8 protein-coding genes are annotated in these 14,997 nt (G+C 61.8%); 6 read left to right on the top strand and 2 right to left on the bottom strand.

Annotated features, from left to right (window positions below):
• Positions 1–119 precede the first annotated feature (119 nt).
• The 6 genes from BMZ66_RS07590 to BMZ66_RS07565 all read left to right on the top strand — a co-directional run bounded on the left by BMZ66_RS07590 (position 120) and on the right by BMZ66_RS07565 (position 10,703).
• The gene (locus BMZ66_RS07590; protein ID WP_092670741.1) at positions 120–1,820 is read left to right on the top strand and encodes a sodium:solute symporter family transporter; all 1,701 of its coding nucleotides are present in this window, start codon (positions 120–122) and stop codon (positions 1,818–1,820) included.
• Between the two features lie 149 nt (positions 1,821–1,969).
• The gene (locus BMZ66_RS07585; protein WP_092670739.1) at positions 1,970–4,069 is read left to right on the top strand and encodes an alpha-L-arabinofuranosidase family protein; all 2,100 of its coding nucleotides are present in this window, start codon (positions 1,970–1,972) and stop codon (positions 4,067–4,069) included.
• 178 nt (positions 4,070–4,247) lie between these two features.
• Entirely contained in the window at positions 4,248–6,029 is a 1,782-nt protein-coding gene (locus BMZ66_RS07580; RefSeq protein ID WP_092670737.1) for a family 43 glycosylhydrolase, read from the top strand.
• Between the two features lie 283 nt (positions 6,030–6,312).
• Entirely contained in the window at positions 6,313–7,812 is a 1,500-nt protein-coding gene (locus tag BMZ66_RS25810; RefSeq protein WP_092670735.1) for a glycoside hydrolase family 27 protein, read from the top strand.
• Complete coding sequence (locus BMZ66_RS26030) at positions 7,734–9,125, top strand: cadherin-like domain-containing protein (protein ID WP_234795069.1); 1,392 nt, start codon at positions 7,734–7,736, stop codon at positions 9,123–9,125. Before BMZ66_RS25810 ends, BMZ66_RS26030 begins: the two co-directional genes overlap by 79 nt.
• Before the next feature lie 264 nt (positions 9,126–9,389).
• On the top strand, positions 9,390–10,703 hold the full coding sequence (locus BMZ66_RS07565; RefSeq protein ID WP_092670731.1) for a DASH family cryptochrome: 1,314 nt from the start codon (positions 9,390–9,392) through the stop codon (positions 10,701–10,703).
• Between the two features lie 328 nt (positions 10,704–11,031).
• Here BMZ66_RS07565 and BMZ66_RS07560 read toward each other — a convergent pair whose 3' ends face one another.
• Together BMZ66_RS07560 and BMZ66_RS07555 are read right to left on the bottom strand one after the other, a co-directional pair.
• Positions 11,032–12,063, bottom strand: a complete 1,032-nt coding sequence (locus BMZ66_RS07560) for a glycoside hydrolase family 43 protein (RefSeq protein ID WP_234795021.1) — start codon at positions 12,061–12,063, stop codon at positions 11,032–11,034.
• A gap of 77 nt (positions 12,064–12,140) precedes the next feature.
• On the bottom strand, positions 12,141–14,963 hold the full coding sequence (locus tag BMZ66_RS07555) for a bifunctional transaldolase/phosoglucose isomerase (RefSeq protein ID WP_092670729.1): 2,823 nt from the start codon (positions 14,961–14,963) through the stop codon (positions 12,141–12,143).
• Positions 14,964–14,997 lie beyond the last annotated feature (34 nt).

The following is a 14,997-nucleotide window of genomic DNA, read 5'->3' as shown; positions in this document are numbered from 1 at the left end:
CGTCGAACTGTGGTTGAGCTATTCAGCTGTTGTTCAAGTAGTGTTCAAAGCAGCAGGCCCGAGGCCTGCGAATAATCGGCACGAGGCAGAGCCCCGCGCCATCCACCCCAAACCCCTGCATGCGCAATCAATTAACCCCGCTTGACATAGCGGTTTTCCTGATATACCTGGTCGGTGTGACAGCTTATGGCTATTACATCTACCAGAGCAAGAAAAAGGGCGAACAAAGCACCAAAGACTACTTCCTGGCCGAAGGGTCATTGACGTGGTGGGCCATTGGTGCCTCCATGATTGCCTCCAACATCTCGGCCGAGCAGTTCATCGGCATGTCGGGTTCCGGCTTTAAGGTGGGCGTGGCCGTGGCGGCCTACGAATGGGTGGCGGCCATTGTGCTCATCATTGTGGCGGTGTTTTTCATGCCGGTGTTTTTGAAGGAGAAAATCTTCACGATGCCGCAGTTTCTGGAGCAGCGCTACAATTCCACGCTGAGCCTGATTATGAGCATCTTCTGGCTCTTTCTCTACGTGTTAGTCAACCTGACGTCGATTCTTTACCTCGGTGCGCTGGCCCTCAGCAACCTGGTGGGCGGCGATACTTTTCACGTCATCATTGTGCTGCTGGCCCTCTTCTCCATCCTCATTTCCATTGGCGGCATGAAGGTGGTGGGCTACACCGACGTGGTGCAGGTGGTGGTGCTGGTGGTGGGTGGTCTGGTAACGACCTACATCGCCCTTACGCTGGTAAGCGACAAGTTTGGCCTGGGCGGCGGTGCCATCTCCGGCTTCAATGCCCTCATGAGCAAGGCGCCCGACCACTTCCACATGATATTCCCAAAGCCTACGGCCGATACCCCGCAGGTGGAGGTTGATAAGTACCTGTCGCTGCCCGGTATTGCGATGTATCTGGCTGGCCAGTGGATTGTGAACCTCAACTACTGGGGTTGCAACCAGTACATCACCCAGCGCGCCCTGGGCGCTGACTTGCACACGGCCCGCACCGGCATTCTGTTTGCCGCCATTCTGAAGCTGATGATGCCCGTGATTGTGATGCTGCCCGGCATTGCGGCCTACGTGCTCTACAAAAACGGCAGCCTGCAGGCCGAAATGTCTTCTACCGGCGCGTTCAACTCCGACAACGCCTATTCGGCCATCCTCACCTTCCTGCCCGATGGCTTGAAGGGCCTGAGCATGGCTGCCCTCACGGCGGCCATTGTGGCCTCCATGGCGGGCAAGGTGAACTCCATCTCCACCATCTTCACCCTCGACATCTACAAGCGCTACCTCAACACGGAAGCGACCGAGAAGAAGCAGGTGTGGGTGGGACGTCTCACCATCCTGGCGTCCGTGGTCATCAGCGTGGCCCTGACCTGGAAAGACCTTTTGGGTATCGGCGGCGAAGGCGGCTTCCAGTTCATTCAGAAGTACACGGGCTTTATCTCGCCCGGTATCCTAGCCATCTTCCTGCTGGGTCTGTTTTGGAAGCGCACCACGGCCACGGCGGCCATTGTGGGCGTGCTGGCCGGCTTTGTAATGTCGGTGTTCTTCAACAACTACGCCCCAGCCGTGCTCGGCCCTGAAACGCTGCTTTACACGGCCTTCCCCAACGGCCGCGGTACCTACGAAATCCCGTTCCTGATTTGCATGGGCCTTTCGTTTGCCATCACCATGCTGCTGATGGTCGCCATTAGCCTCGTTGGCCCGAGGGTTAGCGCTAAGGCCATTGAGCTGCAGCCCGGCCTGTTCCGCGTGAGCCGGCAGACGCTGGTGCTCATCGTCATCATCCTGCTGCTTATCACCGCACTTTACACCAAATTCTGGTAACCGTCAGAACAAACCACAAGAGAACGTCATGCAGAGCGCAGCGAAGCATCTCGCTCGCTTCGTTGAGTCACCACTCCGGGCGAGATGCTTCGCTGCGCTCTGCATGACGTTCTTCTTTAAGCAGTTATTTCTTGTAAACTACTGAATCTATGTTCCAAATTCCCGCTTCCCGAATTGCACGCTTGGCCACTGGCCTCGCCCTGCTGGGCCTGCTGCCCGGCCCGGCTGCGTACGCTCAGTCGGCCCCGGCCACCATCACCGTGCAGGTGAACAAGCCCGGCGCGGCCGTGGCTAAAAACATGTACGGCCTCTTTTTCGAGGACATCAACTTCGCAGCCGATGGCGGCTTGTACCCCGAGCTGGTGAAGAACAAGTCGTTCGAAACCGACGACCACCTCCTTGGCTGGAAAGCCATCCGCGGTGCGGCGGGCCTGGAGACCTACATCATCTCCAGCGACCGGCCCATCAGCAATGCCAATAACCACTTCCTGCGCCTCAGCACCAAGGTGGCGGGCCCGGATGCGGGCTTCGTGAACGAAGGCTTCCGGGGCATGGGCGTCAAGCAGGACGCGGAGTACACCTTTTCCATCTACGCACGGAAGGGCGCCGGCAGCGTGAGCGGCCTGACCGTGACGCTGGAGGAAGCCCGCCGGCCCGGTGCCGGTCCCGAAACGCCTCTTTCGGGCCAGGGCCTGGCGCAAGCCAAAATCACGGGTCTCACCAACGAGTGGAAGCAGTACAGCGTGGTGATGAAGCCGTCGGCAACGTCGGGCAGTGCCCGCCTGAAGCTCACCCTGGACGGCGCTGGCTCGGCCGACATCGACGTGGTGTCGCTCTTCCCCAAAGACACCTGGATGAAGCGCGAAAACGGCCTACGCCCCGACCTCGTGCAACTGCTCAAGGACATGAACCCCGGCTTCCTGCGCTTCCCCGGCGGCTGCATTGTGGAGGGCATCACCCTCGACAACCGCTACCAGTGGAAAGAAACCATCGGCGACGTAGCCTCGCGCCAGCCCATGATTAACCGCTGGAACAAGGAGTTTAAGCACCGCTACACGCCCGACTATTACCAGTCGTTTGGCCTGGGCTTTTTCGAGTACTTCCAGCTATCGGAAGACATCGGTGCTGAGCCGCTACCGATTCTGAACGTGGGCATGGCCTGCCAGTTCAACTCGGCCGAGCTGGCGCCCATCACCAGCAGTGCCGCGAAGGGCCCGAATGCGGCCGGCCACGACGCCAACCACGCGGGTGAGCCCACCCTGGAAACCTTCATCCAGGATGCCATCGATTTGATTGAGTTCGCCAACGGCCCGGCCAATAGTCCCTGGGGCGCCAAGCGCGTGGCAATGGGCCACCCCGCGCCCTTCAACCTGAAGATGATTGGCATCGGCAACGAGCAGTGGGGCCCGCAGTACCTGGAGCGCTACGAGCCCTTTGCCAAGGCCGTGAAGGCGAAGTACCCCAACATGCAAATCGTATCGAGCGTGGGCCCCTCGCCCGATGGTGAGAATTTCGAAAAAGCCACGCTGAAAATGCGCGAGTTGAAGGCTGAGTTCATCGACGAGCACTACTACGCCAAGCCCGAGTGGTTCCGCCAGAACGCCGGCCGCTACGACAACTACCCCCGCACCGGTCCCAAAATCTTCGCCGGCGAGTACGCCGCCCAGAGCGTGGCCATCGGCAGCCCCGACAACAAGAACAACTGGGATTGCGCCATCTCCGAAGCCGCGTTTATGACCGGCCTGGAGCGCAACGCTGGCGTAGTGACCATGGCGTCCTACGCGCCCATGCTCGCCCACGTCGATGCCTGGCAGTGGACGCCGAACATGATTTGGTTCGACAACCTGACCTCCTATGGCACCGTGAACTACTATGTGCAGAAGCTCTACGCCCTGAACAAAGGCACCAGCGTGCTGCCCGTAACCATGCCCGGTAAAGCCAAAAACGGCACCGATAACCTCTTCGCGAGCGCCGTGACCGATGCTCCCACCGGCGACGTCATTGTGAAGTTGGTGAACTACTCTACCACGCCCCGCGCCGTGAAAGTGAACCTGGCCGGCGCCAAGAAAATGGGCAACAGTGGCAAGGCTTTCGTGATGGCCAGCGACGACCTGAACACCCTGAACACCATCCAGGAGCCCACCAAGCTCACGCCGAAGGAAGAAACGTTCTCCGTGTCGGGCTCGAATGTGAGCTACACGCTGGCGCCAAACTCCTTCACGGTGCTGCGCATTCCGGCCCGGAAGTAATGTGAAAAGGAGCGGCCCAGAAAGCCGCTCCTTTTTTAATTGCCTTACACAATCGATTGAGTTGCCTATTTAAAGAAAAACCCTACTCTTCCTGCCCACCTGCTGCGTGACACTTTGGTGCTTGTGCCAGGTCCTTTTTTCTGGTTGTTACCGCATTTTCACCTTCAATTCCCACATAATGAAAAGCAGTTATACATCCGTTTCTACCCATTCGCAGTCTGCCGGGCGTGTCGCCGGCTCGTTCCGTAGCGCCGCCACTGCCTGGCCCCGTTGGTGGGGCGGGCTGTGCCTGCTGGTGCTACTGTTGCTTGGCAGCCAGCGCAGCTTCGCCCTGCAAGGCAACGATAATTGCCACGACCCTTCGTCCATCATCAAGGAAGGCAACAAGTACTGGGTGTTCACCACGGGCACCGACATCTACGCCATGTTTTCGTACGACCTGGTAACCTGGCAATCGGGCCCGCGCAGCGTGTTCAACGGCACCCGGCCAGCCTGGATAGCCAGCCGCGTGCCGGGCTTTGCCGGCGAATACTGGGCGCCGGAGTGCGTGTATCGCAACGGCAAGTATTACCTCTACTACTCCGTTTCCACGTTTGGCTCCAATGTGTCGGCCATTGGCCTGGCCACCAACGTGACGCTGGACCCCGCCAATCCCAACTACAACTGGGTCGACCAGGGCGAAGTGGTATCGAGCGGTTCAAGCAGCGCCATCAACGCCATCGACCCGGCCATTGTGACCGATGCCGCTGGGGCGCTGTGGATGACCTACGGCTCCTTTTTCAAGGGCCTGGGCCTGATTCGGCTCGACGGCACCACCGGCAAACGCTCCGGCACAAGCTTCTACTGGCTGGCCGGCAACGTGGACGCCGCCGGTACCCGCAACAACAGCCCCAGCGAAGCGCCCTACATCGTGCGCAACGGCTCGTACTACTACCTGTTCATCAACAAGAGCGCCTGCTGCAAAGGCTCCAGCAGCACGTACTACATCCAGATTGGTCGCTCCACGAGCATCACCGGTCCTTACCTCGACAAGAACGGGGTAGACCTGAACAGGAACGGCGGCACCACGCTTATTGCCACCTCGGGCAACTACGTGGGCCCGGGCCACGCCGGCTTGTTCGTCGAAAACGGCGCCAACTACTTCAGTCACCACTACTACGACTCCAACGAAAATGGCCGGGCCCGCCTGAGCGTGGGCAACATGGGATGGGACGCGGCGGCCTGGCCCTTCATCACCCGCGACTGGGTTGCCTCCGGCCTCTACACCCTCACCAACCAGAGCACCGGCAAGGTATGGGATGCCTGGGGTTGCACTGGCGCACAGTTTCAGCCCGTGGCGCAGGGCACCAGCAGCAGCGTGAACTGCCAGAAATGGCGCCTCACGCCCGTTGGCAACGGCGAGTACCGCATCAACTCGGCGGTGGGAGCCGGGCTGGCGGCCGAAGTGGTGGGCGGCAGCTCCACCAACGGCGCCAAGCTGCAGCTGAACAACTACACCGGTGCGACCAGCCAGCGCTTCAAAATTGAGCGGGCCAACAACGGTGGCTACGTGCTATCGTCCATCAATGGCAACCGCGCGGTGGAAGTGCCGGCCTGCTCGACCACGGCCGGCGTCACCCTGGCCCTCTACGACTACCTGGCCAATGCCTGCCAGCGCTGGACCATCAGCGCCACGGCCCTGGCCCGCACGGCGCTGGCCACTACCCAAACCCCGAGCCCGGCACCGTTCAGTGTCTCGCCCAATCCCTCGCAGGGCCGCTTCGTGGTGGAGCTGGGTAATGAGCTTTCCATTGGCCTGGTCACGGTTACGCTCACTGACATGCAGGGCCGGCAGGTGCTTACCTGCCCCAGCGTCGGCCAAACGTCTTTGCCCATCGAAGCGAGGCTGCAGGCGGGCCTATATGTGCTGCAAGCCCGGGGCTCGCTGGGCACGTTCACCCAGAAAATCGTGGTTGAATAAGGTGTTGGTTCCTCACACCAATACCATTGGTAAACAGAACGTCATGCCGAGCGCAGCCGAGGCATCTCGCGTGGGGAACCTCACCCCCTGGCCCCTGCCGGGCACGGCCCCTCTCCAAAAGAGAGGGGGAACCGGTCCGGCTTGTTCTAGAATCGTCAGGCTCCCCTCTCTTTTGGAGAGGGGTCGTACCCGGCAGGGCCGGGGGTGAGGTTCCCCACGCGAGATGCCTCGGCTGCGCTCGGCATGACGTTCTGTTTAATGATTAACCAAAGCAAATGACTGTATGAAAACAGCCACTCAGTTACTGGTCGCGGCTCTTGTGCTTGGTGGCTTCACCGGTGTTTACGCCCAAAAAGCCGCACCGAAAACCGACTTCCACCAATGGGCCGCCACGCCGCCCATGGGCTGGAACAGCTGGGACTGCTACGGCCCCACCGTGACCGAAGCCGAGGTACGCGCCAACGCCGACTACATGGCCAAAAACCTCAAAAGCAGCGGCTGGGAATACGTGGTAGTGGACATTCGCTGGTACGTGGGCAACGATACGGCCCACGGCTACAACGAAAAAGACCCGGACTTCAACCTCGACGCCTACGGCCGTTTCGTGCCGGCCCCGAACCGATTTCCCTCAGCGGCGGATGGCAAGGGCTTCAAGCCGCTGGCTGACTATATGCACGCCAAAGGCCTGAAATTCGGCATTCACATCATGCGGGGCGTGCCCGTGGTGGCAGTGCAGCGCAAGCTGCCCATCCTCGGCAGCAAGGCCACTGCCGCCGACATCTACAGCAAGGAAGGGCAGGCCGGCTGGCTGCGCGATATGTACACCGTGGTGGCCGGCCGCCCCGGCGCGCAGGAATACTACGATTCGCTGTTCAAGCTCTACGCCTCGTGGGGGGTGGATTTTGTGAAAGTCGATGACCTGTCCTCGCCCTACCACGCGCCGGAAGTGGAGATGATTCGCAAGGCCATCGACCGCTCGGGCCGCAAAATTGTGCTTAGCACCTCGCCTGGCGAAACGCTTATTGCCCAGGCCAAGCACGTGGCGGCCCACGCCAACATGTGGCGCACCGTGGGCGACTTCTGGGACAGCTGGGAGCAGCTGAAAGAGCACTTCGACGTGTGCGAGCGGTGGGCACCGCACATCAGCCCCGGCTCCTGGCCCGATGCCGACATGCTGCCCCTGGGCCGCCTGGGCATCCGGGCCGAGCGGGGCGACGACCGCATGAGCCGCTTCACCCGCGATGAGCAAATCACGCTGATGACGCTGTGGAGCATCTTCCGCTCGCCGCTGATGTTTGGCGGCGACTTGCCCAGCAACGACGCCTTCACGCTGAGCTTGCTTACCAACAAAAACGTGCTGGCCATACACCGCAACAGCGCCCGCAACCGCCAGCTTTTCCGCCGCGACAATCTCGTGGCCTGGACCGCCGACGACCCCGCCACCGGCGACAAATTCCTGGCCCTTTTCAACGCCCAAGACCAGGAACTGGCCTCCGAAAACGAAGCCGCCTGGGCCAGCGGCCCCATCACCCGCGAAACTCCCGGCCAAAGCAAACCCGCCAGCATCGACATCACCGGCGCCACCAAGCTGTACCCCTGGACGCGGCCGGCAACGTATTTGTGGCCAGCGGCATGGGAGGGATGGCCTACGTTGCCGACTACGTCACGACCAAGTATTCGACCACCGGGCAGCAGCTGTGGTCGGTGGAGTACAACGGCCCAAGTAGCGGACTGGATATACCCGCCGACCTGGCTACCGACGCGGCGGGCAACGTGTACGTAATGGGGAAATCGGATGGGGACGACTCTTCCGACTACGCCACCCTGAAATACTCGCCTACGGGTCAGCAGCTCTGGCTGGCCCGCTACAGCACCCCGGGTTTCGAAAGCGCCCAAGCCCTGGCCCTCGACCCCACGGGCAATATCTACGTGACCGGAAGCTCGCAAGCAACGGACAATGCCAGCGGCGCCGATATGCTGACTGTGAAATACTTGCAGTCTGCTGCTCCGGTATGCAACAACACCCGCAACCAGCCCACCGCCGGCCCCGACGGCTTTACCCTGACGGCCGGTTCGCTAACTTTCACGGCAGCTCAGCTGCTGGCCAACGACTCCGACCCACAGGGCCGGCCCCTGCAAGTAAGCCGGGTGGGCACCCCCAGCTCGGGCACGCTCGTGCGCAATTCCAACGGCACGTACACCTTCACCCCCTGGGCGGGGTTTGCGGGCCGGGTCACCATTCCGTATCTGATTCAGGAGAACGGCCCCGTGCTGGCCAGCTCAGAAACGTATCATTACTATGAATTTGTGAGCGCACCGGGCATCTGCTGGACCGATGCGCAGGCAGCTGCCGCCGCCCGCCGCTACCAAGGCATGCAGGGGTATCTGGCCACCATCACCTTTGCCGGGGAGAAAGAATTCCTCAAAGGGCACGCCGAAGGCCAGTACTGGTTTGGGGCCAGCGATGACGCCGTGGAAGGCGAGTGGCGCTGGAAAACCGGCCCCGAAGCCGGCCAACTCATCTGGCGTGGCGGACCCAACGGCATCGGCGCGGCTTACAACCACTGGCTGCCCGGCCAGCCCGACGACTACAAAAACCAGTGGCGCCCCCAAGGCGAGGACTACGCCCAGCTCTACGGCAACTCCAGCCTGTGGAACGACGTGGACAATTGCAACACCGGAGGCACTACCGCCGGCTACGTAGTCGAGTACGGTGGGCTGGAGGCGTGCACCCCCATTCTGTACTCCTTGGGCACCATCACCATCACCGTAGGTGCCTCGGCCCAGGCCCGGATGGTGGCCTCGCATCCGGTAACGGCTGCGGCCGCTGGTCTGGCGGCCCTGGAAGCTTCGCCTAACCCCAGCACCGGTCAGTTCCGGGTGCGCATCACGGCCGCCGGCGTGGCCAGCCCCACCCAATTGGAACTGTTCGACTTCCAGGGCCGGCGGGTGCGCACTCTCTACACCGGCAGCCTGACGGCAGATGAAATACGCGAAGTGCCAGTCGATGCCCTGGACCTGAGTTCCGGCATCTACCTGCTGCGGCTGCAGATGGGCAAACAGGTGCAGAACCTACGCATCCAGATTCAGAAATAAGAGTGTGTCTGGAAATTCGGAAAAACGTCATGCTGAGCGCAGCCGAAGCATCTCTACCGCGGCAGTAAACCAAATTACTTACGCAGTAGAGATGCTTCGGCTGCGCTCAGCATGATGGGCTGATACTAAAACTAACCACCGTCAGTAAAACACAGCGCAAAATCGCAGAGCCTATGCTAGCTTATCGTCCTGGCAGTCCCACAAACATTGCTTCTGACCAAGCGTTGTACCGAAGGCAAAAGACCCGCCTTTGATACAAGCTGCATGAAAATCCTTTACTGGCTGCGCAACGACCTGCGCTTGCACGACAACGAAGCACTAGCCGCCCTTCCCGCCCACACCGAAGCCCTGCTGCCCGTTTACTGCTTCGACCCCGCCACCCTCGGCCCCGACCGCTACCTCGGCTTGCCGCGGTTGGGCCCGCACCGCCTACCGTTTCTGCTCGAAACCCTGGCTGACTTGCAGCGCCAATACGCGGCCCTGGGCTCCGGCATTCACTTCGTAGTGGGCAGCCCCACCACCGAGTTGCCCCGCCTGGCCAGCGAACTGGGCCTGAATACCGTGTGGGCCAGCGCCGAGCACCCACACGAGGAAACCACCGCCGAAACCGACCTGGCGGCTGCCCTGGGCCGCGGCGTGCCCTTGCGTTTCTTCGAGACACTTTCGCTGCTGCACCCGCACGACCTGCCGATTCCCGTGCGCCAGCTGCCGCTCTCATTCAGCAAGTTTCGGTTCGATGCCGCAGTGGGCACGCCGGTGCGCCCGCCGCTGCCTGCCCCGCGCCAGCTACCGCCGTTGCCGGCCGGCGTAGTGCCCGCTCCATTGCCTGAGGCGGCTGTCATCGCTAAATCAATCGGCTTGTCGGCAAACGTGCTGGCCCGCGACGCCCGCTCTGCTCTGCCGGCATTGGGTGGGGGCGAAACGGCCGCCCTGGCCCGCCTGCACGACTACGCCGTCGACCGCCGCCTCATTGCGCGCTACAACGACACCCGCAACGAGATGCTGGGCGAGGCCTTCAGCACCAAATTTTCGCCCTGGCTGGCCAATGGCAGCTTGTCGGCCCGCCAAATCTGGGCGGCGATTGACGCCTACGAAGCAGTAGCCGGTCGCAACGGCAAGGGCTCGCAGCAGCTGCGCCTGGAGCTCATCTGGCGCGATTATTTCCGGCTGCTGGCCCGTCGCGCCGGGGCCGACTTTTTCCGCCTTGCGGGCCTGCGAGGCCAACTTCCCAAAACCCCCAACCCCGACCGCGCCGCCTTCGACCGCTGGACCCAGGGCCGCACCGGCAACGGCTTCGTCGACGCCAACATGCGCGAGTTGGCCGCCACTGGCTTCATGAGCAACCGCGGCCGCCAAAACGCCGCCAGCTACCTCATCCACGACCTGCACCAGGACTGGCGCTGGGGCGCCGCCTGGTTCGAGCACCAGCTCATCGACCACGACCCGGCCTCGAACTGGGGCAACTGGAAGTACATCGCCGGCACCGGCACCGACGTGCGCGACACCGCCTTCGACGTAGCCCAGCAAGCCAAGCGCTACGACCCCAAAGGCAGCTACGTGCGGACGTGGATGCGGTAAGAGCTGAAGGCCTTTACAGCGGGACCTCATCCCTTGACCCCTGCCGGGCACGGCCCCTCTCCAAAAAAGAGGAGAGCCACGGCGGCGCTGTCATTGCGAGTGGAGCACAGCGCAACGCGGCAATCCGTCCTGATAAGACCAGACAGTTCAATGAAACGAAGAGCTCCGGCACTGCGCAGTACCGGGGCTTTGTCACATTAAGAGGCGAGTCGCTGAGAACAGGACGGATTGCCGCGTTGCGCTGCGCTCCACTCGCAATGACAACTGTCGTCAGGCTCCCCTCTCTTTTGGAGAGGGGCCGGGGGTGAGGTTTCCCCGGGTGAGCTACTTACTTCGCCGCCTTCACGCCCTCCGTCGTCATCACCACGCGCTTCATCGTCCCGTCCTTGTTGTAGTACAGATAATCGATACAAACCGAGCGCCGGAAACTGCCGCCATCGGGGTTAATGCCGCCGTTGTGGTAGATGAAATACGATTGCCCTTTGAAGTCAATAATGGCTTGGTGGTTGGTGTTAGAGTTGCCCGCTACCTCGTTCAGAATGCCCTTGTATTCCCACGGCCCTTCCAGGCTCTTGCTCATGGCGTACACAATTTTCTCCGGGAATTGCGAGGCATAGCTCAGGTAGTACCAGCCGTTATGCTCGTGCACCCAAGGCGCTTCTGTGAACTGCGGCAGCTTGATGGTTTGAATGGGCCCATCCAGCTCTGTCATGTTGGGTTTGAGCTTGGCGTAGTAGCAGGTGGTGTTGCCCCAAAAGAGGTAGCCCTGGCCCTTGGCATCCACAAAAACCGTGGGGTCAATATCGGCCCAGTCTATCTTGTCGTTGGGCGTCATGTCGCTGCTGACAATGGCCGTGCCCCGCGCATCCTTGAAGGGCCCGGTGGGGTTGTCGGCCACCGCCACGCCAATGGCTTTGCCCTTGATGCTGCCGTGCTCCACGGCCGCGTACCAGTAGAACTTGCCGTTGCGCGCAATCACTTGCGAGGCCCAGGCATCGCCCTTGGCCCAGGAAAAATCCGACACCTTCAGGGGCACCGGGTGCTCAGTCCAGTTCACCATATCGGTCGAGGAAAAGCACAGCCACTCGTTCATTACGTAGCGCTCCTGGCGCGGGGGCGCCTCGTCGTGGCCAGTGTAGAGGTACACGGTGCCTTTCTGCACCATAGCGGCCGGGTCGGCGGTGTATTTGTTTTTGATAACGGGGTTGCCGCCTACCGCGGCGCCAAGGGTTGGCGGGGCCATGGGAGCAGTTTGCGCCAGCGCGGCCGAAGCCGCTAAGGTCAGGCCAGCGAGCGCGGCCAGCCGGGTGCCAAGCAGCGTGCGAACAGACGTTTTTAGGGTACTCAGATTTGTTTGCATGAGCTAAGATTATCGATTGTGTAAACTGAGCTAAAAAAGGCGGCGGACCGTAGCCCGCCGCCTCTTACTCTGGGTGATTATGCTGTTGGCAAAGCCGCCAGCATGGTGCGCAGCCCCTTTTCCGCATCGGCGCCGAGGTGCACGCGCAGCGTGCGGCGGTTGTAGCTGTGCAGGGCCTCCAAATCGCCCAAGGCCTGGGCATTCTTGAAGGTGCCGAAGGTGTAGGAGCGGCCGGGCAGCGCCAGGTCGTTCGGGTTGTCATCGGTGAACTGCACGAACAAGCCCGTTTCGGGGCCGCCTTTGTGGTACTGGCCCGTGGAGTGCAGGAAGCGCGGGCCGTAGCCCGACGTAGTGGCAATGTGGTACTGCGCCTGCACGCGGGCGCGCAGCTCCTGCAGGCTCTCGCTCACGGCGGAGCTTTCGGTTAGGTAGGCTTGCAGGCAGAGGAAGTCGCCGGGGCGGGCCTGGGCGAAAAACGCCTTCAGCACCTCAGCAGCACCTTCGCCTTGCACGGCGGAGTAGTACGTCACGCCGTCCTGGCTGGCGACGGGCTGGCTTTTCTCGGGCAGGCTGCCTTGTTCTTCTACCACCTTCATCAGGCCGTCGGTGGCCGTTTTGGCGGCTTGCACGTTGGGCTGGTCGAAGGGGTTAATGCCGAACACGGCGCTGGCCACGGCCGTGGCCACTTCCCAGCGGTAGAACTCCTGGCCGAGGTCCAGCGCATCGTCCATCAGGATGGTAATGGTGGGGTGGCCCGCCTGCTCCAGGGCCTTCAGCTTGGTGGTGTTGGCCTCATCGGCTTCGCCCTGGTAGCCCACGTACACAAACACCCGGTCCTGGCCGTAGATGCCGGGCTCGCCCAGCGGCTCGCCGGCCACGGGCAGGATGCCTTTGCCCTCCTTGCCGGTGCTTTCGGCAATGAGCTGCTCCAGCCACAGGCCCAGGTCGCTCAGCTTTTCGGGTACTACCAGCGTGAGCTTGTCGCGGCCTAGCTCTGCGAGCACGCCCAGCGCGGCGCCCAGCTCCAGGCCGGGGTTGCGCTCCGACGAGCCGTAGGCGCCGCAGGCCCGCATCATGCGGATGGCGCGCTCCAATATCTCGCCGATAGGCAGGCCATAGAGAGCCGCCGGCACCAAGCCGAAGTACGTGAGGGCCGAAAAGCGCCCGCCCACTTCCGGGAAGTTCAGGAAAATGCGGCGGTAGTTAGCGGCCGTGGCATCGGTCACAAACTTGGAGCCGGGGTCGGTGATGGCCACGAAGTTCTCGCCGGCCTTATCGCCCTTCAGCTCTTTCAGCTTGGCGTAGAAATAGTCGCCGAATGCCAGCGGCTCGGCCGTGGTGCCCGACTTGCTGGCCACGATAAACAGCGTCTCGGCCAGCGGCACCGACGCTTCAATCTCGCGCACCGTGCCGGGGTCCGTGGTGTCGAGTACCGACATCGGCAGGCCGTTTTCGCCCTGCTCAAACGCGGCCTTGAACACGATGGGTGCCATGGTGCTGCCGCCCATGCCCATCACCACCACGTGCTTAAAGCCGGCGGCCTTCACCTCATTCACAAACTGCTCGATTTCGGACACGCGGCCCACCATGGTCTCGGCCACGCGCAGCCAGCCCATGAAGCTGCGGATGCTTTGCTGCCCGGCTTCGTCCTGCACCCAGAGGTCGGCTTTTTTCTCCCAAAAACCCTCGGTGAAATTCTTGTCGTTCAGCTCCTCAATCTTCTTGTCGACAGCGGCCTGGTAGCCGCCCAGGCGAGTGGCCATGGGCACCACGGCCTGCCCTTGGGCCTGCGTGCGCTTGATGTCAATCGACTGCATCAGCTTGCCGAAAGGCTCGTTGAATTTCTTGGCGCCGTCTACTTCCAGGAAGTTGGTTTGCTCGTCCAGGTCGATACCCAGCTCGGGCAGGCGGCGCAGCACTTCGCGGGCCTTGTCGAGGCCTTCTTCGAGGCGGTTGGCGGGCTGGCCCTTCTCGCGGAAAATGTCGAGCGTTTCTACCGGCACGGTGTTCACCGTTTTCGGGCCGATGAGGTTTTCGACGTACTTCAGGTCGTCGTATTTCGGGTTTTTGTTTCCGGTGCTTGCCCACAGCAAACGCTGCGTTTCGGCACCTTGCGCTTTGAGGGCTTCCCAACGCGAGCCAGCGAAAATCTCCTTGTACATCTGGTAGGCCAGCTTGGCGCTGGACAGGGCTACTTCGCCTACCATGCCCTCCGCCAGGGAGCCTTTCTCGCCACCTTCGGCCGCGATTTTTTCCAGCATCGGGTCAATCAGCACGTCGATGCGGCTCAGGAAGAAGCTGGCCACGGAGTCGATGCGCGCCACGGGCAAGCCGGCTTGCAGCCGGTCTTCGAGGCCCGCCAGGAAAGCTTCGGTCACGAGGCGGTAGCGCTCCAGCCCAAAAATCAGGGTCACGTTTACGTTGATGCCTTCGGCGATGAGGCGGCGGATGGCGGGCAGGCCTTCCAGCGTGGCTGGCACCTTAATCATAACGTTGGGGCGGTCCACCGTTTGCCACAGGCGCATGCCTTCTTCGATGGTGCCCTCGGTGTCGTTCACCAACGTCGGCGATACTTCGAGGCTCACGTAGCCGTCGCTGCTGTTGTCGGCGCCGTCGTAGAGGGGCCGGAACAGGTCGCAGGCCGCCTGCACGTCGGACACGGCTAGGTTGGTGTAGATTTCGTCGGTGGTTTTGCCTTGCAGCGCCAGTGCCTTAATGGCCGAATCGTAGTCAGCGCTATCGCCGATGGATTTGGCAAAAATGGCGGGGTTTGACGTCACGCCGCGCAAGGCTTCGTCGGCGATGCGGCGCTGCAACTTGCCGTTAATCAAAATGGGACGGCTGATAAAGTCCAGCCAGAGGCTTTGGTCGAACTGGCGAATGGCAACGAGAGGGTTCATAGAGGTGCGGTTAGTAAGAGCGCCAAAGGTCTGT

Origin of the sequence: Hymenobacter arizonensis (genome assembly GCF_900115775.1) — a bacterium.
Taxonomy (GTDB): Bacteria; Bacteroidota; Bacteroidia; order Cytophagales; family Hymenobacteraceae; genus Hymenobacter; species Hymenobacter arizonensis.
The sequence above is the reverse complement of the archived record's forward strand: the minus strand, read 5'-3'. Positions and strand labels throughout refer to the sequence as shown.

What these genes read in the sequence shown, in the direction of transcription:
- BMZ66_RS07590 (WP_092670741.1), top strand. Translation starts at nt 120, where the DNA reads ATGCGCAATCAATTAACCCCGCTTGACATAGCGGTTTTCCTGATATAC.
- BMZ66_RS07585 (WP_092670739.1), top strand. Translation starts at nt 1,970, where the DNA reads ATGTTCCAAATTCCCGCTTCCCGAATTGCACGCTTGGCCACTGGCCTC.
- BMZ66_RS07580 (WP_092670737.1), top strand. Translation starts at nt 4,248, where the DNA reads ATGAAAAGCAGTTATACATCCGTTTCTACCCATTCGCAGTCTGCCGGG.
- BMZ66_RS25810 (WP_092670735.1), top strand. Translation starts at nt 6,313, where the DNA reads ATGAAAACAGCCACTCAGTTACTGGTCGCGGCTCTTGTGCTTGGTGGC.
- BMZ66_RS07565 (WP_092670731.1), top strand. Translation starts at nt 9,390, where the DNA reads ATGAAAATCCTTTACTGGCTGCGCAACGACCTGCGCTTGCACGACAAC.
- BMZ66_RS07560 (WP_234795021.1), bottom strand. Translation starts at nt 12,063, where the DNA reads ATGCAAACAAATCTGAGTACCCTAAAAACGTCTGTTCGCACGCTGCTT.
- BMZ66_RS07555 (WP_092670729.1), bottom strand. Translation starts at nt 14,963, where the DNA reads ATGAACCCTCTCGTTGCCATTCGCCAGTTCGACCAAAGCCTCTGGCTG.